The following is a 24,110-nucleotide window of genomic DNA, read 5'->3' as shown; positions in this document are numbered from 1 at the left end:
GGCACCCTGACCTTCATGGTCGGGGCCAGCGTCGAGCTGTTCGCCACCCTGCAGCCGGTACTGGCGCAGATGGGCCGCAATATCGTGCACTGTGGCGAGGTGGGCACCGGGCAGATCGCCAAGATCTGCAACAACCTGCTGCTGGGCATCTCGATGATCGGCGTCAGCGAAGCCATGGCCCTGGGTGATGCCCTGGGTATCGACACCAAGGTGCTGGCCGGGATCATCAACAGCTCCACCGGGCGTTGCTGGAGCTCCGACACCTACAACCCGTGGCCGGGAGTGATCGAGACCGCGCCCGCAGCGCGCGGCTACACCGGTGGTTTTGGCGCCGAACTGATGCTCAAGGACCTGGGGCTGGCCACCGAGGCCGCCCGCCAGGCCCACCAGCCGGTGGTGCTGGGCGCGGTGGCCCAGCAGCTGTACCAGGCCATGAGCCAGCGTGGGGAAGGTGGCAAGGACTTCTCGGCCATCGTCAACAGCTATCGCAAGCCGCAGTGACCCTCTGCGTGGCGGGGGCCAAGCCCTCGCCACGAATACCGTCTCATGATCGCAGCCCTCCGAATGGGGGCGTTTCCGGGAATCCGCGTCGGGCGGCTTCCCGTTTTTTTTGCCCGCTCAGTTGGGCCGGCCAGCCGGAGTGCGCGCTGGTGGATTGAGGCGGGTATCGAGGCCGAAGCGCTCCTGGATCACTACCTGGTACAACCCCTTGGCCAACAGCGGGTTGATCAGGATGTTCCAGCTGTGGCGCGAAACCGAGGAAGGCACCAGCACGAAGGGATGCTCGGCTAGCAACTGGTCGGCGAATTGCTGCTGGCCGGCGCTGGGAATGCCCGGCACCAGCCAGTTGGGATTGGGCACGCTGCCTTCGTCCAGGCGGTAGATGGTCGACGGGTCGTGGATCAGCGCCCCGGTCAGCACATGGGGCACCTGGTCGAGCGCGGCAAAGCCCTTGTGCACGGCCACCTCGAGGATCGCCGTGGCAGGGTCGGCGCTGCCGTACACGGCCTTGACCCCCTTGGAGTTCCAGCGCCCGCCACACAACTCGGCGCCGATGCCGCTGTCCCAGCTGTCGGCGTGCTGCGCGGCGTCCAGGCGCCAGAAGTGCACGGCACTGCCGCCGGGGACGCTGATCACTGATAGACCCCGTATTCCAGGCGGGTGAGGAACTCATCCACCAGCTCGAAGCCGATGGGGTTGGTCAGCAGGTCCACCGGCTTGTGGCCGTCCAGGGCCATCACCGGCTTGGCCATCCACTCCTGGGCCTGTTCGCTGCTGCCGAAGATCTCCTGGGCCTTGGACAGGACCTGGGCGAAGCGCACCGCCCGGGCACTCTGCTCCGGGTTCAGCGGTTCGTCGGGGGTCTTCAGGCGCCGGTGCAGGGTGCGCTCGGACAGGCCGATGATCTTGGCCAGGACCTGTTCGTCCTTGAGCATGGGCACCGAAGAGACGAACTTGACGATTGCCGCCAGCGGAATGCCTTCCTCGGTCAGGCGATAGATGGAGATGCGGTCGTCGAAGCGCGCCCGGCCACCGAGCAGGATCTGCGAGGTCCGATCCTTCAATACGGGTTTGCCGCGTCGTTTCACGGCGATGTCGCTACCGGTCATTGCAACCATGGGCGTGACTCCTGCCTTTGCCATTTGGCAGGGATTATAACGACATTTGGCAAATTGCGCCGAACCGGGCGTCGCCAGGCCGGGTGGACCGGCCGGACGCGGCCTCGCCTCGTACGGCAGGACTCAGGCGAACACGAAATACTTGCGCACGGTCTGCACCACTTCCCAGGTGCCGCGCATGCCGGGCTCGACCACGAAGATGTCGCCGGCTCGCAGGTGGATCGGCTCCTGGCCATCCGGGGTGATCACGCAGTAGCCCTCCTGGAAGTGGCAGTACTCCCACTTCTCGTAGGCCACCCGCCACTTGCCCGGGGTGCAGATCCAGGTGCCCATGATCTTGCTGCCATCCTCGCTGGTGTAGGCGTTGAGGTTGACGGTATGGGGATCGCCTTCGAGTTTTTCCCATTTGCAGGCGTCGAGGACCGGCAGTGGATGGGTGTCGCGCAGAACGGTGATGGGCTTGGACATGCTGTGCTCCTGGCAGGCCGCGAACTGGAAAGCGCACCCTATAGCTCAAGGCGCCAGGGGGGATGCCTGGACTCGACACCCAGGTATCCAGAAACGCTGCGCCGCAAGCGTGAAGCTGCGTGCAGGCTTGAAAGATTCATCCGCCAAACCAAGCTTTATTGGCAGATTTTGCGAAACATCCAGGATTGCCCGCGTTATTTCGCAAGAATCTTTACCGGCTTCGCTCGTATCATTCAGTCCGGACCGACCTATGAGCCGCACCCATGGAAAACACTCCCCGCTGGTGGGATATCAGCCCACCCTTGAGCACCGCGACCCCGACCTGGCCGGGGGATACCCCATTCCAGGAGGAGCGCGTCTGGCAGTTCGGGCCCGAGTGCCCGGTGAATGTCGGGCGTATCACCCTGTCCCCCCACACCGGCGCCCATGTCGATGCGCCGTTGCATTACCGCCCTGACGGCTTGCCCATCGGCGAAGTACCGCTGGATGTGTACATGGGCCCGTGTCGGGTCCTGCACTGCCTGGGCAGCGGCCCGCTGGTACAACCCGAGGACTTGCTCGGGCGCCTGGACGACCTGCCCCGGCGAGTGCTGCTGCGGACCTATCGTGAGGCTCCGCTGAGTGCCTGGGATCCTGACTTCACCGCCGTCGCCCAGGCCACCATCGACTTGCTGGCCAGCCTCGGCGTACGCCTGGTGGGCATCGACACGCCCTCCCTGGACCCGCAACAGTCCAAGACCATGGACGCCCACAATGCCGTGGCCCGGCATGGCATGGCCATCCTCGAAGGGGTAGTGCTCGACCAGGTGCCCGAAGGCGACTACGAACTGATTGCCCTGCCACTGCGCTTCGCCCACCTGGACGCCAGTCCGGTGCGGGCGATCCTGCGCCCGTTGGCCGATTGATTCCTACAATAACTAATACGGCGGGCCACTCGCGCACCCTTGCCCAGGCAAGGTGCCGGACCCAGCCGACCGAGGCGAGGAGCCCACGCGATGAGCCAATGTCCCTTTTCAAGCAACCCGCCGGATGAATGGCATAACGCCCAGCTGAATTTCTCCGACTCCATGAGCTACGGCGACTACCTGGACCTGGGGCGCATCCTCAGCGCCCAGAACCCCTTGTCGCCAGACCACAACGAAATGCTGTTCATCATCCAGCACCAGACCTCCGAGCTGTGGATGAAGCTGATGCTCCACGAACTCAAGGCCGCCCGCGAGCAGGTGCGCCAGAGCCAGCTGGCGCCGGCGTTCAAGATGCTGGCGCGGGTCTCGCGGATCTTCGACCAGCTGGTGCATGCCTGGGCGGTGCTGGCCACCATGACCCCTTCGGAATACAAGTCCATTCGCCCGTACCTGGGCCAGTCCTCGGGCTTCCAGTCGTTCCAGTACCGCGAGATCGAATTCATCCTCGGCAACAAGAGCGCGGCCCTGTTGCGCCCCCATGCCCACCGCCCGGAACTGTTGCAGGCGCTGCAGGAGTCCATCGCCACGCCATCGCTGTACGACGAGGCGATCGCCCTGATGGCCCGCAGCGGCCTGGCCATCGATTCGCAGCGCCTGGCGCTGAACAGCACCAGCACCACCCAGCATGATCCGTCGGTGGAGGCGGCCTGGCGCCAGGTGTACGCCGAGCCTGCGAAGTACTGGGACCTGTACCAGCTGGCGGAAAAGTTCATCGACCTCGAAGACTCCTTCCGCCAGTGGCGCTTCCGCCATGTGACCACCGTGGAACGGATCATCGGCTTCCAGCCCGGCACCGGCGGCACCGAAGGCGTGGGCTACCTGCGCAAGATGCTCGATACCGTGCTGTTCCCCGAGTTGTGGCGCGTACGTTCACCGCAATGATCCAGGCCAACGCCCCGCCAGCCGGGGCGTTTTTCATCGACCGGCCAGCAGGTGACCGGCCAGGTTCCCGGGGTTAAAGTGGTCGCCCTTCAGGCGGACTTTCACTTGCCCAGGCAGACCACATGGCCCAGATATTCGAACTCGAGACCCTGAACATGCGGCTCAACGACCCGGAGTTCCAGGCGTTGGACCTGCATCAGCGCATCCAGCGCGCCCTGTGCGGGCTGATCCTCGATGGCGCCCTCGACCCGGGGTTGAAGCTGCCGGCTACCCGGGTCCTGGCCAAGTCCCTGGGGGTGTCGCGCGATACCGTGGAGAACGCCTATGTGCAGTTGCAGCGCGATGGCTTCATCGTCCGCCGCGAAGGTTCCGGCAGCTATGTCAGCCAGACCATCGGTGCCCAGCTGCGCGGCGCGGCGCGTCGACGCCTGCGCTGGCAGGAGCCGCCGGCCAGCGCCCGGGAGCCGGGTTCGGGCCTGAGCCGCCGGGGGCGGGTGCTGTTCGAGCGCGGTGGGGGCAGCGACCAGCAAGTGGTCCGTGCCTTTGCCACGGGCCTGCCGGAAACCCGCAGCTTTCCGCTGGCGGCCTGGGAGCGCCTGCAGCGCCAGGTGCTCAAGGAGTCCCGCGCGACGGTGCTGCTGCATGGCGATCCGCAAGGCGCCGAGCCGCTGCGCAAGGCCATCGCCGCCTACCTCAACCTGGAGCGCGGGGCCAAGGTTGCGCCGGGCCAGATCCTGGTGTTGAGCAGTACCCGCCAGGCGCTGTTTCTGTGTGCCCAGCTGCTAGTGGATGCGGGCAAGCCGATCCTGATGGAGAACCCCGGCTACTTCGGCGCCCGCAAGGCCTTCGAAGCCGCCGAGGCGCGGATCGTGCCCATCGATGTCGACGACCAGGGCCTGCGCACCGATTTGCTGCGGGCCGACCGCAGCGGCGCCCCGTGCGTCTATGTGACGCCATCGCACCAGTACCCCAGTGGCGCCACCCTGGCCCTGGAGCGCCGGCTGGAATTGACCCGCTGGGCCGCCGAGCATCAGCGCTGGATCATCGAGGACGACTACGACAGCGAGTTCCACTACGACGGCTTGCCCACCGCCTGCGTCCAGGGCCTGGACCCCTACCAGCGGACGCTGTACATCGGCACCTTCAGCAAGACCCTGTACCCCGGCCTGCGCATGGGCTACATGGTCCTGCCCGAGGAGTTGGTGGCACCCTTCAGCGCGGCCCGCAGCATCATGGACGGCCACACGCCGCAGATCCTCCAGCTGACCCTGGCGCGGTTCATGGAGGAGGGGCACTACAACGCTCACGTGCGGGCCATGCGCAAGCTCTACGCCGGCCGCCGGCAGGCCATGCTCGAGGCCATCGAGCGCCATCTGGCGGGCATTGCCCGGGCCATGCCGCCGCCAGGCGGCTTGCAGATCCCCTGCCTGCTGGAGCCCGGCTGGACCGAGCACGAGACCCAGCGCCGGGCGGCCGCCATCGGCCTGCAGCTGCCCGGGCTCAGCCGGCTGTATGCCGGCGAACACCAGGAGCAAGGCTGGCTGCTGGGTTATGCGTCCTTGAGCGCCCACGAAATCGATGCCGCCATGGCGCGCCTGGGCCAGGTCCTGCGAACCCCTTAGCCAGCCTCAGGAGCGCGCGTTGCTGGCGCTGAAGCGGCAATACCGGCCATGGATCAGCAGGTGGGCGGCCAAGCCGGCCAGCAGCCCCCAGAATGCCCCGCCGATGCCCAGCAAGGTGACATTGGCCGCCGTGGCGAGGAAGGTGATCAGCGCGGTTTCCCGGGTCCTGGCATCGGCCATGGCGTTGCCCAGGCTGCCGCCGATGGCGCCCAGCAGCGCCAGGCCCGCCAGGGTGCCGATGAACGTCTTGGGCAGCACCAGGAACAGGCTGGCCAGGGTCACGCCGAAGGTCCCCACCAGGACGTACAGCAGCCCGCAGGCGATGCCGGCGAGGTAGCGCTTGCCCGGGTCCGGGTGGGCATCCTTGCCGGTGCAGATGGCGGCGGTGATCGCCGCCACGTTGACGGCATGGGCACCGAACGGCGCCATCAGCAGCGAGCCCAGCCCGGTGAGCCAGAGCAGCGGGTTGGCGCTGGTGGCGAAGCCATCGTTGCGCAGCACCAGCATGCCCGGCATGTACTGGCCGGTGAGGGTGATGACGAACAGTGGCAGCGCCACCCCGAGCAGGGCCTGGACGGAGAATTGCGGAGCGGTGAACAGCGGTGTCGCCAGGCTCGGCTGCAAGGCGCCGAAGTCGATCCGCTGCTGGGCCACCAACAGGCCCAGGCCGATGAGCAGGATACCCACCACGGCGAACCGCGAGGTGAAGCGCCGCAGCAGTGCATAGGACACCAGCAGCACGATCACCAGCCAGGGATCGCTGCTGGCGCCGCCAAAGGCATTGATCCCGAACTGCAGCAGGATGCCGGCCAACAAACCTGCGGCGATCCCCTGGGGAATCAGCCGCACCAGCTTGTCGAAGGCCCCGGACAGGCCCAGGAGCATGAAGCCCAGGGCCGAGACCATGTAGGCGCCGATCGCTTCGGCATAGGGCGTGCCGGGCAGCACCGTGGCCAGGAACGCCGCCCCGGGTGTCGACCAGGCGGTGATGATCGGGGCCCGGTGGCGCAGGCTCAGCCAGAGCCCGGTGACGCCCACGCCCACAGACACCGCCCAGACCCAGGAGGCGGTCTGGGCCGGCGTCAGGTGGGCCAGTTCAGCGGCCTGGAGCACCAGGACGAAGGTCCCGCCATAGTTCACCAGCACCGAGATCAGCGCCGCCACCGTGGGGGAAAAGAAATCGCTCGGCCTCAGGCCCGCGGTCGTTCTGCTCATATGCCACTCTCCATCCAGGAACCGGTTCCCGGGCCGATATCGCCGGGAAGAGGGCCGATTCTAGAGAGTGCGTGGCCTGGAGGTTCAGGCCGCTTATGCCGATGGTGGCAGACCACTTTGCCCGTGGGCAAAAAAAGCCCGGCCTTGGAGCAAGGCCGGGCTTGGCTTTGCACAGGGGCCTGCACGCGGCCCCTGATGGCTCAGCGCAGGGCCGGTTGGCTGGCTTTCTTCGCCTGGCTCAGGCGGTAGAACACCCAGATCAGCGCGATCCACACCGGGATCGCGTACACCGAGGCGCGGATCGGCGGGATCATCAGCATCACGCCGATGATCATGACCATGAAGGCCAGGCACAGGTAATTGCTCAGTGGCGACCAGAAGGCCTTGAACGAAGGCACCACGCCTTGCTCGGCCATGGCCTTGCGAAAGCGCAGGTGGGTCAGGCTGATCAGCGCCCAGTTGATCATCAGGGCGGCCACCACCAGGGCGAACAGCAGCTCCAGCGCCTCGTGCGGAGCCAGGTAGTTGACCAGCACGCAGAGCAGGGTGATCAGCGCCGAGATGCCCAGGGCCAGCACCGGTACGCCCTGCTTGTTGAGCTTCATCAGCGCGCGCGGGGCATCGCCCTGTTCGGCCAGGCCGTAGAGCATGCGGCTGTTGCAGTACACGCCGCTGTTGTACACCGAGAGCGCCGCGGTCAGGACCACGAAGTTCAAGACCTGCGCCGCAGCGTCGCTGCCGATCAGGGCGAAGATCTTCACGAAGGGGCTGCTGCTGTAGGAGTCGCCGCCGGTGTTGAGGCTCACCAGCAACTCGTCCCACGGGTACAGCGACAAGAGCACCGCCAGGGCGCCGACGTAGAAGATCAGCACCCGGTAGACCACCTGGTTGATGGCCTTGGGAATCACTTTGCGTGGCTCGGCGGCTTCGGCGGCGGTGATGCCCACCAGTTCCAGGCCACCGAAGGAGAACATGATGAAGGCCATGGCCATGAGCAGGCCGGTGCCGCCGTTGGGGAAGAAACCGCCATGGGACCACAGGTTGCTCACCGAGGCCTGGGCGCCGCCGCTACCGCTGAACAGCATGTAGCAACCCAGCACGATCATGCCGACGATGGCCGCCACCTTGATGATGGCGAACCAGAACTCGGCCTCGCCGTAGAACTTCACGTTCATCATGTTGATCAGGTTGACCAGCACGAAGAACACCGCCGCGCTGACCCAGGTGGGGATTTCCGGCCACCAGAACTGGATGTACTTGCCCACCGCCGTGAGCTCGGCCATGCCCACCAGCACGTACAGCACCCAGTAGTTCCAGCCGGAAAGGAAACCGAAGTAGCCGCCCCAGTATTTGTGGGCGAAATGGCTGAAGGAGCCGGCCACCGGCTCCTCGACGATCATCTCGCCCAATTGGCGCATGATCAGGAAGGCAATGAATCCGGCAATCGCATAACCCAGGATCATCGAGGGTCCGGCGGACTTCAGGACCCCGGCCGAGCCGAGGAAGAGTCCGGTGCCGATCGCCCCGCCCAGGGCGATCAGCTGAATATGGCGGTTCTTCAAGCCACGCTTGAGTTCACCCTGCTTCAAGGTCTGATCCACTAACTTGCGCTCTCTTCTAGTTGTTATCAGGACCGCTACCCGGATGCAGGCAACGGTCGCGTCTTATGTCGACGGGATCAGATATTACTCCGCGTCAAGCTCCCGTAGTAAAGCCGAACATGCCCAAGTCCCTGTTCTTGCTGCCATCTGCCGCTGGGCCGACCTGTGGTCGGGGCGGTGTCCGGTGTCCTGGCAGGGCGTTGGGCGATCGCCGGTGGAGTCAGTTGGTGCTGTCGGTGAAGCGCTCGTAATACAGCTGGACGTGCTCCAGGCCCTGTTGCTGCTGCCAGGCGCGGATCGAATCGACCATCGGCGGTGGCCCGCAGACGTACATGTCGGCCTCGCTGGTGCGCAGCTCCTGGGTGTCGAAATGTTCGCTGATGTAGCCGCGCTTGCCGGTCCAGGCCGGATCGGCATCGCTGATCACCGGGGTGAAGCGAAACCCGGGCAGGCGCTCGCCGTAGGCCTGGATGCGCTCCAGCTCGCACAGGTCGGCGCTGTGGCGCACTCCGTAGTACAGGTGCACCGGTTGCTGGCAGCCTTGCTCGACGATCTGCTCGAGCATCGCCAGCAACGCCGACAGCCCCGTGCCGCCGGCCACCAGCAGCAGCGGGCGGCTGACCTGGCGCAGGTAGAAGGCGCCCAGCGGCGCTTCCAGTTCCAGGCTGTCGCCCACCTGGCAACGTTCGCGGATGTAGTTGCTCATCGCCCCGTCGGGCAGCAGGCGGATCAGGAACTGCAACGGCTGGCCCGCCGCCGGGCGGTTGGCGAAGGAATAGGCGCGGCTGGTGCCGGTGCCGGGGATGCCCAGGCGGGCGTACTGGCCGGGCAGGAAGTCCAGCGGGACCGGGTTGGCGCCCAGGTCCAGGCGCAGGATGGCCGTGCTGTCCGAAACCTGGCGCACCTCCTGGACCGAGGCATGGTAGCGCACCGGCTCGGCGGCGTGGCACAGGCTGGAATCGAAGTCGAAGTAGAACGCCGCGTCGGACTGCACCCGGGTCTGGCAACTGAGCATCTTGCGTTGTGCCAGGTCCTGGGCCGACAGCGCCTCCTCGTCCACGTAGTCCTGGCTGTATTGGCCCGACTCGCAACGGCCCTGGCAGGTGCCGCACACCCCCTCGCGGCAATCCAGGGGGATCTTGATGCCGTTGCGCAGGGCGGCGTCGAGCAATATTTCATTGGCGTGCACCGGGAAGAACAGGGTCTTGCCGTCGGCGAAGCTGAACGCGACCTTGTGCGTCATGGGGAATATCCGTCGAGTCAGAGGTGGTAGAAATCCAGCACCGAGTTGATCTGGTCGTTGAGCAGCAGCACGTGCTTGCGCTGGATCAGCCAGCTCTCGCCGTGGGGCTTGAGGTCATAGGTGGCGTGACCGTAGAACTGCTCGGAGGTGGCCAGGCGGAAGAACAACGTGTGCCAGTTCAGGCGAACCTGCAGCAGCTCTTGCTCGCCTGGGGCGATGCGCAGGTTGCTGACCGTGTGCAGGGTGCGCGGCATCGGGATGGTGGACGCGGCCTTGCCGGTGCGCAGGCGGAACACCCGGTCCTCCAGGCCCGAGCGGTTGCTGTAGTAGATCAGCGACATGCCGCGCTTGGGGTCCTGGGTATAGACGTGCTCGGAGTCCCACTGCGGCAGGTGGAACACGCTGTCCGGGGCGAACAGTTGCAGGTAGGCGTCCCAGTCCTGGGCGTCGCACAGCTCGGACTTGCGATAGAAGAATTGTTCGATGCGGTATTGCAGTTGCGCATTCATGGTCATACCTCCCGCAGTTTCAGGGACCGGCGCTGCAGGCCGTCGAGGAGAAAGCGCTGCCAGTTCCCGTGCTGGTTGACGTACAGCCCTTCATGGGTGATCTCGGTGCCGGTCATGGCCGGCTGGATATCCAGGGTCCGGGTGTTGGCGGTCGGCCCGGTGGCCCAGCGATGATGGCCACGGGAGACATCGCTCCAGCGCTCCAGGCGCGCCTGGAAACCACGTTGGGCCTCGCGGAACTCCACCAGGTCGTCCGGGGTGCCCATGCCCGAGACGTTGAAGAAGTCCTCGAACTGGCGTATGCGGTTTTCCCGGTCGGCGTCGCTTTCGCCCTTGACCCCGATGCACTGGCTGATGATCTCGGTCTTGTTCCAGGCCATGGGTCGGATGATGCGCAGTTGCGAGCTGATCTGGTCGAGGAAGAACAGGCTGGGGTAGATGTTCAGGTTGCGCAGGCGATGCATCATCCATTCGGCCCGGGCCTGGCCGTACTCCTCCACCAGGCGCGGCATGATGCTGGCGTAGCCGGAGCGCACCGCCGGGTTGGGCATCTCGCTGAACAGCACGCTGTGGCCGTTGGCGAAGGCGAACCAGCCGTCGTCGGTGGCGGCGTCGCCGGCGCCGAGCTTGCTGTAGTCCAGGGTGGCGCTGGCGGTGCCGGCCTCGCTGTTGACCTGCTGGCGATGCTGCACCGTGGCCACGTAGTTGTAGTGCACGGTGCTGACGTGATAACCGTCCAGGCCGTTCTCGTTCTGCAGTTTCCAGTTGCCGTCGTAGGTATAGGCGGACTTGCCCGGCAGCACTTCCAGCTCACCGGTGGGCGATTGGGCGACCATCATGTCGAAGAAGATCCTGGCGTCGCCGAGGAAGTCTTCCAGGGAGTCTTCGCCGCTCGCGTCCAGGCTGATGAACACGAATCCCTTGTAGCTGTCGATCCGGGCTTTCTTCAGGCCGCGGGTGGCCTTGTCGAAATCCTCGGCGTACTCGCCGGGGGCCTTGACCTTCACCAGGCGGCCGTCGCTCTTGTAGCACCAGGCATGGAAGGGGCAGGTGAAGGTCGACTGGTTGCCCTTGCCGACCCGGGTCAGGGTGGTGCCGCGGTGCTGGCAGGCGTTGACCAGCGCATTGAGCCGGCCCTCGCCGTCGCGGGTGATGATCATCGGCTGGCGTCCGGCCCGCATCGTGACGAAGTCGTGGTTGTTGGGCAGTTCGCTTTCGTGACAGGCGTAGATCCAGTTCTTCTCGAAGATCAGCTCCATCTCCAGGTCGAACAGCTCGGGCTCGGTGAACATCTCCCGGGCGATGCGGAACACCCCGTCAGCGGGGCGAAAATCCAGGCAGCCGTGGATGAACTCCTGCCATTGCTCGACGCTTCTTGCACCACTCATGGTCGGTACCTTTTTATTCAGGCCAATCGGTACGGTCATTAGAGTGAGAGCGGGGCAGGGGTGGCTATCCGCTTAGTCGGCCAAGCGCATCCACAAATTGGCCAGGGTGCCTGTTGTCACGGTCGAGCGCGGGAGGTTGGGTGAAAGTCCCCGGCGGCGCCCCATGTGGCGGCTATAGGGTGGGGCATTTCTACACGGCAGGTGGCTGCACGGTCGTGAACACGACCCGGATGGCCGGGCGGTTTATCCACTTAGTCGGTTATTGTTATCCACTGGGTTGGCAGCTTCGCCGGTTGGCGCAAAACTTGCCCTGCCAGACAAGACGCGCCGTCAGAGCGCGCTAAAGAAAAATTGCCGTGGGTGTGCCGTGATGAACAACAAGGCTGATGGGCAGTTGCGCGATATTCGCGTCGATCACTACGACCTCGAAGGCGCCAGGCGCTGGATGTCGGGCATCTGCGGCCCGCATCGCCTGGAGACCGCCACTCCGGAACGGATCCGTTTCCGCCACAGCGCCCATGTGCTCAGGTCGCGGGCCACCACCCTGGGCATCATCGAGTACGGCACCGACGTGGTGGTGGATATCGAGGATATCGAGCGCTTCAGCAGCTACAGCCTGAGCTTGCCGCTGTGTGGCCAGCAGGAACTGAGCAAGGACGGCCGCCTGTTGCGCTCCGACAGCGCCCATGGGGTGATCATCGCCCCCAATGAAAGCCAGGCGCTGGCCATCTCCGGCGACTGTCGCAAGCTGCAGGTGGTGATTTCCCGGCCGGCCATGAGCGAGGCCCTGGAGGCCCTGCTGCAACGACCGCTGCAGCAGCCGCTGCGCTTCGAGCCGGGCATGGATGCGTTGCATGGCGCGACCGCTTCCTGGTGGCGCATGGCCCGGCACTTCCTCGGCGAACTGGCCCAGGGCAACGCGCTCTACGAGCAACTGGCCTTCACCCGGGAAATCGAGAACTCGCTGATCAAGGGCCTGATCCTGGCCCAGCCCAACAACTACTCCAGCGAGTTGCGCCAGGTGCTCGGGCTCAAGCTGCCGCATTACCTGGTGCGGGCCCGCCAGTACCTGCAGGAGCATGCCCGCGAGGCGGTGCGCCTGGAGGACCTGGAAGCCGCCGCCGGAGTCTCGCGCTACAAGCTGTTCGAGGCCTTTGGCAAATACTTCGCGCTGTCACCGATGGCCTATCTCAAGCGCCATCGGCTCAACGGCGTGCGCCAGGAAATCCTCGAGCAAGGCGCGGCGCGCAACATCTCCGAGATCGCCCTGGGCTGGGGGTTCACCCACCTGGGGCGGTTCTCCGCCGAGTACCGCAAGCTGTTCGACGAAGCCCCGAGCGCCACGGCCCAGCGCCATCCGACCCGCGGCTGAGCGGAGGCGCGGCGGTCATTTGCGTGGCACCAGGTCCAGCAGGTTGTTCTGTTCCTTGATCTTCTGCAGGACGATTTCCGAACGGATGTCGGTGACCCCGCTGGCGCGGTTCAGGTGATTGACGATGAAGTCCGAGAAGTGCCTGAGGTTGCGTGCCTGGATACGCAGCACGTAGTTGCTGGCGCCGGTGATCACGTAGGCGGCCATCACCTCCGGCCACTGCTGGACCTTGGCGATGAAGGTCTCGTGCCAGCCTTCCACATCCTGGCGCAGGGACACGTGGACGATGGCCTCCAGTTCGATGCCCAGGCGTTCGGCGTCGAGCTGGGCGCGGTAGCCGCTGATGATGCCTTCGTTCTCCAGCAGGCGCAGCCGGCGCAGGCAGGCCGAAGGCGACAGGGCGACTTTCTCGGCCAGTTCCTGATTGCTGATGCGCCCGTCCTGTTGCAGGTGATGGAGGATGCGCAAGTCGGTGGCGTCGAGAATCATGGCTGGCATAAATCCACGTTTTTTATTGAAGGTTTAGAATTTAATTCGAGATTAGTACGGGATTACGCCGCACTTTGCACGAAAATTCTCCATCGCTTCGTTCATTATTTTCCGGGTTTATCCATTGCCGACGCCCTGCGCTCCCGCTCGGGACGGGCAGGGCACTGACCAAGACAGGACTTCCAATGATCGATAAAAACCACTGCCTGCGTCTCGATGAACAAGATGCCCTGGCGCCCTTGCGCCAGCGCTTCGCCTTGCCCGAGGGGGTCATCTACCTCGACGGCAATTCCCTGGGCGCGCGTCCCGTGGCCTCCCTGGAGCGGGCCCGGCAGGTGATCGAGCAGGAGTGGGGCGATGGCCTGATCCGCAGTTGGAACAGCGCCGGCTGGCGCGACCTGTCCCAGCGCCTGGGCGATCGCCTGGCGCCGCTGATCGGCGCCGATGCCGGGGAAGTGGTGATCACCGACACCACCTCGATCAACCTGTTCAAGGTGCTCAGCGCCGCCTTGCGGGTCCAGGCCGAGCGCGCGCCCGAGCGCCGGGTGATCGTCTCCGAAAGCAGCAACTTCCCCACCGATTTGTACATCGCCGAAGGCCTGACCCAGCTGCTCCAGCAGGGCTATTCGCTGCGCCTGGTGGACAGCCCCGAACAGGTGCCGGCGGCCATCGACCAGGACACCGCGGTGGTGATGCTCACCCACGTCAACTACAAGACCGGCCACATGCACGACATGCAGCGACTGACCGGGCTGATCCACGAGGCCGGTGCCCTGAGCATCTGGGACCTGGCCCACTCGGCCGGCGCGGTGCCGGTGGAGCTCAAGCGTTGCGGCGCCGACTACGCCATCGGCTGCACCTACAAGTACCTCAATGGCGGTCCCGGTTCCCAGGCGTTCGCCTGGGTCGCCCCGGCGCTGTGCGACCTGGTGACCCAGCCGTTGTCCGGCTGGTTCGGCCATGCCCGGCAGTTCGACATGGCCACCGCCTACGAACCCAGTAGCGGTATCGCCCGCTACCTGTGCGGCACCCAGCCGATCACCTCGCTGGCTATGGTCGAGTGCGGCCTGGAGATCTTCGAGCAGACCGACATGCACAGCCTGCGGCGCAAGTCCCTGGCGCTGACCGACCTGTTCATCGAACTGGTGGAGCAGCGCTGCGCCGGCCACCAGCTCAAGCTGGTGACCCCGCGTGAGCACGCCAAGCGCGGCAGCCACGTGAGCTTCGAGCATCCCGAGGGCTACGCGGTGATCCAGGCCCTGATCGCCCGGGGGGTGATCGGCGATTATCGCGAGCCGCGGATCATGCGCTTCGGCTTCACTCCGCTGTACACCACCTTCAGTGAGGTGTGGGACGCGGTGCAGATCCTCGGCGAGATCCTCGATGCCAAGACCTGGGCGCAAGCGCAGTTCCAGGTGCGCCATAGCGTGACCTGAAGCCGCTAGCCGCTGGCGCAGGCTTATCCTGCGCCGGCCACTGCAACACTCCCGTGGCACAAGGACGCGCCGCCAAATAGATCAACACGTGCACACAACAATAAAGAGGCACTGAACGTGACCACCACCAACAAGGGTTTCGAAGCGATTTCCAATCGCGAGCACGGCCTGAGGCGGCAGCTGACCGCCGGCCAGATGAGCATGATCGCCATCGGTGGAGCCATCGGTACCGGGCTGTTCATGGGCAGCGCCTACGCCATCGGTTATGCCGGGCCCAGCGTGCTGCTCAGCTATGCCATCGGCGCCCTGATCACCCTGCTGCTGATGGGGTGCCTGGCGGAAATGACCGTGGCCCATTCCACCTCCGGCTCCTTCGGCGCCTATGCCGAGTTCTACATCGGGCCCCTGGCCGGTTTCCTGGTGCGCTATGCCTACTGGGCGGCCATCGTCCTGGCGGTAGGGGCCGAGGTCACGGCCATCGCCATGTACATGAAGTACTGGTTCGCCAACGTGCCGGAGTGGGTGTGGATCATCTCCTTCTCCAGCATGCTGATCCTGCTCAACGCCATCAGCGTGAAGACCTTCGGCAACTTCGAATACTGGTTCTCCACCATCAAGATCGCCGCCATCGTCGGCTTCATCATCCTGGCGGTGTACGTGGTGTTCGGCTCCGGCAACCCCGACTACGGCGTGCACAACTACAGCGCCCACGGCGGCTTCTTCCCCAACGGTTTGCAGGGCATGTGGATCGCGGTGATCGTGTCGATCTTCAGCTACCTGAGCGTGGAGATGATCGCGGTGGCGGCCGGTGAGGCCAAGGATCCGCAGCGCGCGGTGAAGCAGGCGTTTCGCGCCACCATCCTGCGCCTGGTGGTGTTCTACCTGCTGACCCTGGCACTGATGCTGGCCATCGTGCCCTGGGTCCAGGCGGGCAAGGCCCAGAGCCCCTTCGTCACGGTGATGCAGACCATCGGCATTCCCGGGGCCACCGGGGTGATGAACTTCGTGATCCTGATCGCCGCGCTGTCGGCCATGAACAGCCAGCTCTACATCACCACGCGGATGATGTTCAGCCTGTCCCGCGCCGGTTATGCGCCCCAGTCCATGGGCGCCCTGAGCAAGACCGGGATCCCGCTCAATGCCTTGCTGCTGTCCAGCTCCGGCATCGCCCTGGCGACCCTGATCAACGTGTTCTACCCGGAGAGCTCGTTCGCCCTGATGATGGCGATCTCGATGTTCGGCGCGATCTTCACCTGGTTCATGATCTTCCTCACCCACTACTGCTTCCGGCGCTACCACCAGCGCCATGGCGAGCAGCCGCTGTCGTTCCGCATGCGCCTGTTTCCCTACAGCACCTTGCTCGGCTTGTTCTTGATGGGGGCGGTGATGATCACCACCTTCTTCACCGATGCATTCAAGATGACCCTGGTGTTTGGCGTACCCTTCCTGCTGTTGCTGAGCCTGGTCTACTGGCTGTTCTTCCGCCGGCCCAGGAGCACGGCCGCGTTGTCGCAAGTCTGATACGACGCTTCCCGGGCGGCCCTAGAGGCTGCCCAAGGGACACTCATCGCGCGCCTGTTGCAGGCTGTCCTCGAAGGCGTCCAGTCGGGCGTGCAGTTGTTGCAGTTCATCGATCTGGCGCCGCAGCTCGCGCTTCTTGCGCGCCAGGGCCGCGTGGGCCTGGTCCCAGGGAAAGGCCCGGCCCTGGTGGGCGGCGAATACCTGTTGCAGCTCCTTGAGCTTGAATCCCAGCTGTTGCGCGCACTTGATGAACACCAGTTGCTCGACGCTCTGCGCGTCATAGAGCCGGTAGCGACCCTGGCGCGGGGCCTCGGGCAACAGGCCGATGGCCTCGTAGTGGCGGATGCTCTTGATGGTGGTGCCGGACAATCGCGCGGCTTGGCCGATGTACATGGCGGCTTCCTTGTGCTGGACCGGGCAGGGGCGCCGGATGCCGCGCATTATCGGGCAGATTCAGCGCCTGGCAAGTCGCTCCGCCTGCTGCAACCAGCTGGCGCGGGCCTGGTCGCTGGCATCCAGCACCGGGCCGAAAGTCAGGGTGCGCAAGGTGCGGATGCCGCAGAAGGCCAGGGTGGTGCGGCGCATCTGGTGCAGGCCGGGCATGCGGTAGAACCAGCGGTAGTACCAGGGCGGGGTGTCCATGGTCACCAGCAGGTCGGCGGTGCGGCCCTTGAGCAACTGCTCGGGAAAGGCCTTGCCGGGGCGGTACTTGAAGGCGTAGCCGGGCAGCAACACCCGGTCGAGAAAGCCCTTGAGCAAGGCCGGGATCCCGCCCCACCAGACGGGGAAGACCCAGGCCAGGTGCTCGGCCCAGAGGATATCGGCCTGGGCTCGCTGCAGGTCGTCCTCCAGCGGCTGGATCCGTCGATAACCTTCCTGCAGCACCGGGTCGAAGCGCAGGTCGCCCAGGTACAGGCACCGCACTTCATTTCCAGCCTGTTGCGCCGCGGCGACATAGCGCTCGCTCAATGCCGCGCACAGGCTGGCGCGGGAGGGGTGGCCGAGAATCACCAGGATGCGTTTGCTCATTGCCTTGGTCCTTGAGGAAGAAGCCCGCAGGCTAAGGTCTGCCCCTAGGGGTAGAGTCAAGGCTGGCGCAAGGCCTGGCACAGCTCCTGGGCATACAGCGGCAGGGTGGCAAAATCCCGGGCGCAAAGCAGCAACCGGCGCCGGGCCCAGGATTCGCCCAGGGCCCGGGCATACAGGGGCAGGTGGCGGTTGCGTTCCACGGCGGCCTGGGGCACCAGGGCCAGCCCGGCGCCACGGGCCACCATGCGCAGGGCGGCGTCGAAGCCTTCGGCGCGGATTCGCAACTGCATGCGCCGGCCCAGGTGCAGGGCCTGTTCTTCCAGGTACACCGCCAGGGCGCTGTGGCTGGCCAGGCCGACATAGTCATAGGCCAGGGTATCGCTGAAGAGCGGCTCGGCCTGCTGGCGCAACGGGTGGTCCACAGGCATCGCCAGGAACAGCGGGTCGTCGCGAAACGGCCGGCTCTGCAGGCCATGGGTATCCACGGCGTCGGAGACGATGCCCAGTTCCGCCGCGCCCTGGCGCAGGGCATGGGTGATGCGCATGCTCGGCAGCTCTTGCAGTTCGATGTCGACCTGGGGCCGGCCACGCAAAAAGTCCGCCAGCAACTCCGGCAGGTATTCGCTCAGGGCGCTGGTGTTGCACAGCAAGCGCACCTGGCCCTTGACCCCCCTGGCGTACTCGGTGAGGTCCTGTTGCAGGTGCTCGGCGTACCGCAGCAGGGTTCGGGCATGCTGGGCCAGGGCCTTGCCGGCCGGTGTCGGGCTGACCCCGCGGCGGCCACGTTCGAGGAACTCGATGCCCATGGCGCTTTCCATGGCGCGGATCCGCGCGCTGGCGGCTGCCAGGGACAGGTGGCTACGGTGGGCACCGGCGGTGATATTGCCGGCTTCGAGGACATTCAAGTACAGGCGCAGGTCGACCAGGTCGAAGTGCATGCGGGGCCTCCATAGCCAGGGCATCGAGTATCAGCCTCTTGCCGGGCAAGAGGCTGGCTCAGTATATGGCAGATTTTCAGCGCAGCCGGGCGGGTGCAGGATAGGCCCATGAATACTTCCCTCGCGTTCTATCAGGATCTCGGCCTGGCCCTGTCTTTATGGGTGCTCGGCATCTTCGTCATGGCTGGCATGGTCAAGGGGGTGATCGGCCTGGGCCTGCCCACGGTGGCCATGGGGCTCCTGGGGCTGGCTATGGCTCCGGCGCAGGCTGCGGCCTTGCTGATCATCCCGGCGACCCTGAGCAATCTCTGGCAATTGGCTTTGGGTGGGCACCTGCCGGCCCTGTTCAGGCGTTTGTGGCCGCTGTTGTTGGCGACCTGCGCCGGCACCCTGGGCGGTTGCCGGTGGCTGGGCCTCGATGGCGGGCCGTGGGTGGTGCGGGGGCTGGGCGCGGCGCTGTTGCTCTATGCCCTGGCGGGCCTGTGCTTGCCGCAGCTGCGCATCGCCCCGGCCCATGAGCGTTGGCTGGCGCCCTGGTGTGGATTGGCCACTGGCCTGGTCACTGCGGTCACCGGGGTGTTCGTGATTCCGGCGGTGCCTTACCTGCAAGCGTTGGGCCTGGGCCGCGATGCGCTGGTCCAGGCCCTGGGCCTGTCGTTCACCGTCTCGACCCTGGCCCTGGCCGCCGGCCTGGCCTGGGGCGGCCAGCTGGGCGGCGCTGAGCTGGGGGCCTCGTTGCTGGCGCTGGTTCCGGCGCTGCTGGGCATGTGGCTGGGGCAGTGGCTGCGCCAGCGCATCAGCGCGTTGCTGTTCAAGCGGGTGTTCTTCATCGGCCTGGCCCTGCTGGGGGCCCACTTGCTGGTCAGCGGCTAGCCGAAGCCGGGCTGAGCATGTCGATGGCGCGGATCTCGAAGTCGCGTTCCAGGTACTCCATGCGTGCATCGCGGAACTGCTTCATGTGCGGCAGGTTGGAGTGCACGTCCAGTGCCTCCCGGGACTCCCAGACTTCGTAGAAGATGAACAGGCTCGGGTCCTGCCGGTCGCGCAGCATGTGGTACTCGATGCAGCCGGGTTCGGCCCGGCTGGCGGCGACATAACCGAGGAACAGCGCTTCGAATTCGGCGGAGCGCTCGGGGCGAGTCTTGGCGTGGAGGATGAAAGCCTGGCGGGACATGGCGATGCACTCATGCAAAGGAAATGGCCAAGGATTCTAAGACAACAATCAAGGCCTGATTCGTGCCTTTATGGAAAATGTATTTTGAGCGCCCGGGGCTTATTCCTGTGCGGGCCCTTCACTAACCTGCCGCCCTCGTTTTCCACCCCGACGGCCTGGCATCGCCCGACGCATGCAAGGGGCCGTTCCCGCGACAGGGCCCGCTCATGAAAAAAGTACTGCTGCTCAATGGCGCCAAGCAATTCGCCCACTCCGACGGCCGCTACAACACCACCTTGCACGAGGCTGCACTGGCGGTGCTGGATCGCGGCGGCCTGGACGTCAAGGTCACCCACATCGACCAGGGCTATGACGTCCAGGAAGAGGTGGCGAAGTACTTGTGGGCCGACGTGATCGTCTACCAGATGCCTGCCTGGTGGATGGGCGAGCCCTGGATCGTCAAGAAGTACATCGACGAGGTCTTCACCCGGGGCCACGGCAGCCTGTATGCCAACGACGGCCGGACCCGTTCCGACGCTTCGCAGAAGTACGGCAGCGGCGGCCTGGTCCAGGGCAAGCAGTACATGCTCTCGCTGACCTGGAATGCACCACAGCAGGCCTTCGACGATCCGAGCGATTTCTTCGAGGGCAAGGGCGTGGATGCAGTGTATTTGCCGTTCCACAAGGCCAACCAGTTCCTGGGCATGAGCCCCCTGCCGACCTTCCTCTGCGTCGACGTGATGAAACGCCCGGACGTCGAGGGCGATGTGCGCCGCTATGAGCAGCACCTGCGCCAGGTGTTCGGTCTCGAGGCCCAAAGCCGCTAATATCGGTGGGCCGTTCCTGTAGCCGCCGTGTGTCGCAGCCTGCGCAGGGGCTACAGCTACCAATCGATAGAGGGTTCCCTGTGAAAGCCAGATCCGACGAACTGCAGATCTTCGTCTGCGTCATCGAGTGCGGTTCCATCTCCGCCGCCGCCGAGCAGGTCGGGCAGACGCCATCGGCGGTCAGCCGCACCTTGTCGCGCCTGGAATCCAAGCTCGATACCACGCTGATCAACCGCACCACCCGGCGCATGGACCTGACCGAGGAGGGCAAGTATTTCTTCGAGCAGGCCAAGTCGATCCTCGACCAGATGGACGAACTGGAAGAGCGCCTGTCGTCGCGCCAGCAGACCCCTTCGGGACGCCTGCGGATCAACGCCGCCTCGCCGTTCATGCTGCATGCCATCGTGCCCCACATCGCCGAGTTCCGCAGTCTGTACCCGCACATCCAGCTGGAGCTCAACAGCAACGACCTGATCATCGACCTCCTGGAACAGAGCACCGATATCGCGATCCGCATCGGCACCCTGGCCGACTCGACCCTGCATGCCCGCTCCCTGGGTTGCAGCCCGCTGCGCATCCTGGCCAGCCCGGCTTACCTGGAACGCCATGGCACCCCGCACAGCGTCGCCGAGCTCAGCGCACACACGCTGTTGGGCTTCACCCAGACCGAAAGCCTCAACCACTGGCCGCTGCGCCATCCCCATGGCGACCGCTGGCAGATCCAGCCGGGCATCAGCGCCTCCAGCGGCGAGACCCTGCGCCACCTGGTACTGGAGGGGCAGGGCATCGCCTGCCTGTCGCACTTCATGACCATCGATGACATTCGCGCCGGGCGTCTGATACCGATCCTCGGCGAGTTCAACAGCGGTTATCGCCAGCCGATCAACGCCGTGTACTACCGCAACTCGCAGCTGGCCCTGCGCATCCAGTGCTTCCTGGATTTCATCCAGGGCAAGCTGGCCGACTACGCCGACCCGAGCTTCGAGGGCTGAGGTCCTGCTTCCCTGGCTGGGGATTCGTGATCCCCGCGCAAGAGTGATTTGGCCCAGCCTGGCTGTTTCGTCGGAACAGGCGCGCCGATACTGGCGCCATCACTTATCCACCCAGGGAGTCTCTGCATGAACGTATTCGTTACCGGTGCCGCAGGTTTCATCGGCGGTTCCATCGCCACCGGCCTGGCCAGGGCCGGGCATCAGGTCACTGGCCTGGTGCGCAGCGCCGAGCAAGCCGCCGAGCTGAAGGCCCTGGGCATCAAGCCCGTGGTGGGCAGCCTGGACGAAAGCGTCCTGCTGAGCGAACAGGCCCGGGCCGCCGACGCGGTGATCAACGCGGCCAGCAGCGACCATCGTGGTGCGGTGGAAGTGCTGCTGGCCGCGCTCAAGGGCTCGAACAAGCCGTTCCTGCACACCAGCGGTTCGAGCATCGTCGGCGACGCTTCCGGCGGCAAGCCCAGCGATACCGTCTACTACGAAGACCAGTTGCCGGAGCCCACCGTGGACAAGGCCGCCCGGGTGGCCATCGACAACCTGATCCTGGCGGCGGCCAAGGACGGGGTGAACTCGGCGGTGCTGTGCAACACCCTGATCTACGGCCACAGCCTGGGCGTCCAGCGTGACAGCGTGCAGCTGCCGCGCCTGCTCAAGCAAGCGCGCCAGAGCGGTGTGGTGCGCCACGTCGGGCCGGGGCAGAACATCTGGTCCAACGTGCATATCGAGGACGTGGTGGCGCTCTACGCCCTGGCCCTGACCGGCAACACCCCGGGCAGCTTCTACTTCGTCGAGAGCGGCGAGGCGTCCTTCATCGACATGACCCGCGCCATGGCCCGTGCCCTGCACCTGGGCGAACCCGAGGACTGGCCACTGCCGGCCGCCGAGGCCGAGTGGGGCTACGAGATGGCCAACTACGGCCTGGGCTCCAACAGCCGGGTACGCGGCAAGAAGGCCCGCGAGCTGCTGGGCTGGGCGCCACGGCGGACTTCGGTGCTGGAGTGGATCGAGCACGAGATGGTCTGAGGAGCGGCTGCTCCACTGCTCCATCTGCGACAAACGGCTGCCTGCGGGCGGCCGTCTTGCCGTGGGCGTTTGCCCACCGCGCAACAAAGCGCCTAAGGTTCGTCTGGTCTGAAAACAACGATAAAGGACGGACTCCATGCGTATCTTGCCGTGCACGACCCTCCCCCTGGGCCTGGCGTTCGCTGCCAGCGTTCCAGTCTTCGCCGCGCCCCTCGAAGGCGGTGCGGTGGCCGCACCCAACCAGTACGGCGCCGATGTCGCGGCGCAGATCCTCAAGAAGGGCGGCAACGCGGTGGACGCTGCGGTGGCCACGGCCTTCACCCTGGCCGTGACCTATCCCGAAGCCGGCAATATCGGCGGTGGCGGCTTCATGACGCTGTTCATCGACGGCAAGCCGTATTTCCTCGACTACCGGGAAACCGCGCCCAAGGCCGCGACCCGCGACATGTACCTGAATGACAAGGGCGAGGTGATCGAGAACCTCAGCCTGGTGGGCGCCCGCGCCGCCGGGGTGCCGGGCACCGTGATGGGCCTGTGGGAGGCCCACCGGAAATTCGGCAAGCTGCCCTGGAGCGAACTCCTCACCCCCGCAGTGGCCTACGCCAGGAACGGCTTCAAAGTGGCGGACAAGCAGTACCAGTACCGCGAGGATGCCTTGAAGCTGTTCAACGGCAGTACCAACTTCGGTGATTACTTTGGCAGCATGCAACCCGGCCAGACCTTCCGTCAGCCGGAGTTGGCGGCGACCCTGGAGCGCATCGCCGACCAGGGCGCCAAGGAGTTCTACAGCGGCAAGACCGCCGACTTGCTGGTGGCCCAGATGCAGGCCGACAAGGGCCTGATCACCAAGCAGGACCTGCAGGACTACAAGGTCCAGTGGCGCCAGCCGCTGCAGGTGAGCTTCCGTGGCAACGTGCTGTACACCGCACCGCCGCCCAGTTCCGGCGGGGTCGCCCTGGCCCAGCTGATCGGCATCAAGGAAGCGCGCGCCGCCGACTTCAAGGGCGTCGAGCTCAATTCGGCCAAGTACATCCACCTGCTGGCGGAAATCGAGAAGCGGGTGTTCGCCGACCGTGCCGACTACCTGGGCGATCCGGCGTTTTCCGAGGTGCCGGTCAAGCCATTGACCGACCCGGCCTACCTCAAGCAGCGCGCGGCCCAGGTCAACCCCGACGCCATCTCGCCCACCGACAAGGTGCGCCCGGGGCTGGAGCGGCACCAGACCACCCATTTCTCCATCGTCGATGCCCAGGGCAATGCGGTGAGCAACACCTACACCCTGAACTGGGACTACGGCAGCGGCGTGGTGGTCAAGGGCGCGGGGTTCCTACTCAACGACGAGATGGACGACTTCAGCGCCAAGCCCGGCGTGGCCAATGCCTTCGGCGTGGTGGGCGGCGATGCCAATGCCATCGCCCCGGGCAAGCGCATGCTGTCGTCCATGAGCCCGAGCCTGGTGACCCGCGACGGCAAGGTCACCCTGGTCCTGGGGACTCCGGGCGGGTCGCGGATCTTCACCTCGATCTTCCAGGTGCTGAACAACCTCTACGACTTCCACCTGCCCCTGGAGAAAGCCGTGGCCGCGCAGCGCGTGCATCACCAACTGCTGCCCAAGGACACGATCTACTACGACGCCTATGCACCGCTCACCGGCCAGGTCGCCGATGAACTCAAGGCCATGGGCTACACCCTCGAGGACCAGGGTTGGGAGATGGGCGATATCCAGGCCATCCGGGTCGACGGCGCCCGCCTTGAAACCGCTTCCGACCCGCGCGGGCGTGGCGTAGGCAAAGTCGTCAAGTAACCGCCGCGCCCTTGCCT

The 24,110-nt window shown here is 65.5% G+C and carries 25 protein-coding genes; 12 read left to right on the top strand and 13 right to left on the bottom strand.

What is annotated here, in order from left to right:
• Positions 1-501 (top strand): NAD-binding protein (locus ACK6AU_RS25270; protein ID WP_409302113.1); only part of this gene is annotated, 501 nt, incomplete at its 5' end.
• A 117-nt stretch (positions 502-618) separates the two neighbouring features.
• Here the strand turns inward: ACK6AU_RS25270 and ACK6AU_RS25265 are convergent.
• The 3 genes from ACK6AU_RS25265 to ACK6AU_RS25255 form a co-directional block, all read right to left on the bottom strand.
• Positions 619-1,137, bottom strand: a complete 519-nt coding sequence (locus ACK6AU_RS25265) for an RES domain-containing protein (RefSeq protein WP_185697648.1) — start codon at positions 1,135-1,137, stop codon at positions 619-621.
• Positions 1,134-1,619: an antitoxin Xre/MbcA/ParS toxin-binding domain-containing protein gene (locus ACK6AU_RS25260; protein ID WP_085598877.1), complete on the bottom strand. Its 486-nt coding sequence runs from the start codon at positions 1,617-1,619 to the stop codon at positions 1,134-1,136. Before ACK6AU_RS25260 ends, ACK6AU_RS25265 begins: the two co-directional genes overlap by 4 nt.
• Positions 1,620-1,742: 123 nt before the next feature.
• Positions 1,743-2,087, bottom strand: a complete 345-nt coding sequence (locus ACK6AU_RS25255; RefSeq protein ID WP_085598879.1) for a cupin domain-containing protein — start codon at positions 2,085-2,087, stop codon at positions 1,743-1,745.
• A 263-nt stretch (positions 2,088-2,350) separates the two neighbouring features.
• On the opposite strand from ACK6AU_RS25255, the gene kynB reads away from it, so the two are divergent.
• The 3 genes from kynB to ACK6AU_RS25240 all read left to right on the top strand — a co-directional run bounded on the left by kynB (position 2,351) and on the right by ACK6AU_RS25240 (position 5,556).
• Positions 2,351-2,992 carry an arylformamidase gene (kynB, locus tag ACK6AU_RS25250; RefSeq protein WP_152899766.1) on the top strand — a complete coding sequence of 214 codons (642 nt, stop codon included), beginning with the start codon at positions 2,351-2,353 and terminating at the stop codon, positions 2,990-2,992.
• A 90-nt stretch (positions 2,993-3,082) separates the two neighbouring features.
• Complete coding sequence (kynA, locus tag ACK6AU_RS25245; protein ID WP_409302109.1) at positions 3,083-3,934, top strand: tryptophan 2,3-dioxygenase; 852 nt, start codon at positions 3,083-3,085, stop codon at positions 3,932-3,934.
• A gap of 122 nt (positions 3,935-4,056) precedes the next feature.
• Positions 4,057-5,556, top strand: a complete 1,500-nt coding sequence (locus tag ACK6AU_RS25240) for a PLP-dependent aminotransferase family protein (RefSeq protein ID WP_409302107.1) — start codon at positions 4,057-4,059, stop codon at positions 5,554-5,556.
• A 6-nt stretch (positions 5,557-5,562) separates the two neighbouring features.
• On the opposite strand, the gene ACK6AU_RS25235 is transcribed toward ACK6AU_RS25240, so the two are convergent.
• The 5 genes from ACK6AU_RS25235 to antA form a co-directional block, all read right to left on the bottom strand.
• Positions 5,563-6,771: a benzoate/H(+) symporter BenE family transporter gene (locus ACK6AU_RS25235; protein ID WP_409302105.1), complete on the bottom strand. Its 1,209-nt coding sequence runs from the start codon at positions 6,769-6,771 to the stop codon at positions 5,563-5,565.
• Positions 6,772-6,971: 200 nt separating this feature from the next.
• Positions 6,972-8,372, bottom strand: a complete 1,401-nt coding sequence (locus ACK6AU_RS25230; protein WP_185697653.1) for an amino acid permease — start codon at positions 8,370-8,372, stop codon at positions 6,972-6,974.
• 220 nt (positions 8,373-8,592) lie between these two features.
• Positions 8,593-9,615, bottom strand: coding sequence for an anthranilate 1,2-dioxygenase electron transfer component AntC (antC, locus tag ACK6AU_RS25225; RefSeq protein WP_185697654.1), 1,023 nt, complete (start codon positions 9,613-9,615; stop codon positions 8,593-8,595).
• Between the two features lie 17 nt (positions 9,616-9,632).
• Entirely contained in the window at positions 9,633-10,124 is a 492-nt protein-coding gene (antB, locus tag ACK6AU_RS25220; protein ID WP_409302103.1) for an anthranilate 1,2-dioxygenase small subunit, read from the bottom strand.
• 2 nt (positions 10,125-10,126) lie between these two features.
• Positions 10,127-11,512, bottom strand: coding sequence for an anthranilate 1,2-dioxygenase large subunit (gene antA / locus ACK6AU_RS25215; protein ID WP_185697656.1), 1,386 nt, complete (start codon positions 11,510-11,512; stop codon positions 10,127-10,129).
• 370 nt (positions 11,513-11,882) lie between these two features.
• Between antA and ACK6AU_RS25210 the strand changes: the two genes are divergently transcribed.
• Positions 11,883-12,884, top strand: coding sequence for a helix-turn-helix domain-containing protein (locus ACK6AU_RS25210; RefSeq protein WP_409302100.1), 1,002 nt, complete (start codon positions 11,883-11,885; stop codon positions 12,882-12,884).
• A 15-nt stretch (positions 12,885-12,899) separates the two neighbouring features.
• Here the strand turns inward: ACK6AU_RS25210 and ACK6AU_RS25205 are convergent, their stop codons facing one another.
• Positions 12,900-13,373, bottom strand: a complete 474-nt coding sequence (locus ACK6AU_RS25205) for an Lrp/AsnC family transcriptional regulator (RefSeq protein ID WP_185697798.1) — start codon at positions 13,371-13,373, stop codon at positions 12,900-12,902.
• 185 nt (positions 13,374-13,558) lie between these two features.
• Between ACK6AU_RS25205 and kynU the strand changes: the two genes are divergently transcribed.
• Positions 13,559-14,809, top strand: a complete 1,251-nt coding sequence (gene kynU / locus ACK6AU_RS25200; RefSeq protein ID WP_185697658.1) for a kynureninase — start codon at positions 13,559-13,561, stop codon at positions 14,807-14,809.
• 117 nt (positions 14,810-14,926) lie between these two features.
• A complete protein-coding gene (locus tag ACK6AU_RS25195; RefSeq protein ID WP_409302098.1) occupies positions 14,927-16,330 on the top strand; it encodes an amino acid permease in 1,404 nt (467 codons plus the stop codon).
• A gap of 21 nt (positions 16,331-16,351) precedes the next feature.
• On the opposite strand, the gene ACK6AU_RS25190 is transcribed toward ACK6AU_RS25195, so the two are convergent.
• Genes ACK6AU_RS25190 through ACK6AU_RS25180 form a run of 3 tightly spaced genes read right to left on the bottom strand, consistent with a single transcriptional unit; the run spans position 16,352 to position 18,297 of the window.
• Complete coding sequence (locus ACK6AU_RS25190; protein WP_409302096.1) at positions 16,352-16,723, bottom strand: MerR family transcriptional regulator; 372 nt, start codon at positions 16,721-16,723, stop codon at positions 16,352-16,354.
• Positions 16,724-16,783: 60 nt separating this feature from the next.
• Positions 16,784-17,359 (bottom strand): NAD(P)H-dependent oxidoreductase, encoded by a 576-nt coding sequence (locus tag ACK6AU_RS25185; RefSeq protein WP_409302094.1) that lies wholly within the window; start codon positions 17,357-17,359, stop codon positions 16,784-16,786.
• Between the two features lie 56 nt (positions 17,360-17,415).
• A complete protein-coding gene (locus ACK6AU_RS25180; RefSeq protein ID WP_185697662.1) occupies positions 17,416-18,297 on the bottom strand; it encodes a LysR substrate-binding domain-containing protein in 882 nt (293 codons plus the stop codon).
• A 108-nt stretch (positions 18,298-18,405) separates the two neighbouring features.
• Here ACK6AU_RS25180 and ACK6AU_RS25175 point away from each other — a divergent pair, with 108 nt between their 5' ends.
• Positions 18,406-19,170 carry a sulfite exporter TauE/SafE family protein gene (locus ACK6AU_RS25175; protein ID WP_409302092.1) on the top strand — a complete coding sequence of 255 codons (765 nt, stop codon included), beginning with the start codon at positions 18,406-18,408 and terminating at the stop codon, positions 19,168-19,170.
• Here the strand turns inward: ACK6AU_RS25175 and ACK6AU_RS25170 are convergent.
• The gene (locus ACK6AU_RS25170) at positions 19,160-19,471 is read right to left on the bottom strand and encodes a putative quinol monooxygenase (RefSeq protein ID WP_185697664.1); all 312 of its coding nucleotides are present in this window, start codon (positions 19,469-19,471) and stop codon (positions 19,160-19,162) included. The two genes, ACK6AU_RS25175 and ACK6AU_RS25170, sit on opposite strands and share 11 nt — an antisense overlap.
• A 206-nt stretch (positions 19,472-19,677) precedes the next feature.
• Here ACK6AU_RS25170 and ACK6AU_RS25165 point away from each other — a divergent pair, with 206 nt between their 5' ends.
• The 4 genes from ACK6AU_RS25165 (at position 19,678) to ggt (ending at position 24,093) form a co-directional block, all read left to right on the top strand.
• Positions 19,678-20,277 carry an NAD(P)H-dependent oxidoreductase gene (locus ACK6AU_RS25165; RefSeq protein WP_185697665.1) on the top strand — a complete coding sequence of 200 codons (600 nt, stop codon included), beginning with the start codon at positions 19,678-19,680 and terminating at the stop codon, positions 20,275-20,277.
• Between the two features lie 80 nt (positions 20,278-20,357).
• On the top strand, positions 20,358-21,269 hold the full coding sequence (locus tag ACK6AU_RS25160) for a LysR family transcriptional regulator (RefSeq protein WP_185697666.1): 912 nt from the start codon (positions 20,358-20,360) through the stop codon (positions 21,267-21,269).
• A 126-nt stretch (positions 21,270-21,395) separates the two neighbouring features.
• Entirely contained in the window at positions 21,396-22,289 is an 894-nt protein-coding gene (locus tag ACK6AU_RS25155) for an NAD-dependent epimerase/dehydratase family protein (protein ID WP_409302089.1), read from the top strand.
• Between the two features lie 136 nt (positions 22,290-22,425).
• The gene (gene ggt / locus ACK6AU_RS25150) at positions 22,426-24,093 is read left to right on the top strand and encodes a gamma-glutamyltransferase (RefSeq protein WP_185697669.1); all 1,668 of its coding nucleotides are present in this window, start codon (positions 22,426-22,428) and stop codon (positions 24,091-24,093) included.
• The last annotated feature ends 17 nt before the right edge of the window (positions 24,094-24,110 follow it).

This window comes from Pseudomonas sp. KCJK8993, from assembly GCF_046230915.1.
Taxonomy (GTDB): domain Bacteria; phylum Pseudomonadota; class Gammaproteobacteria; order Pseudomonadales; family Pseudomonadaceae; genus Aquipseudomonas; species Aquipseudomonas piscis.
The sequence above is the reverse complement of the archived record's forward strand: the minus strand, read 5'-3'. Positions and strand labels throughout refer to the sequence as shown.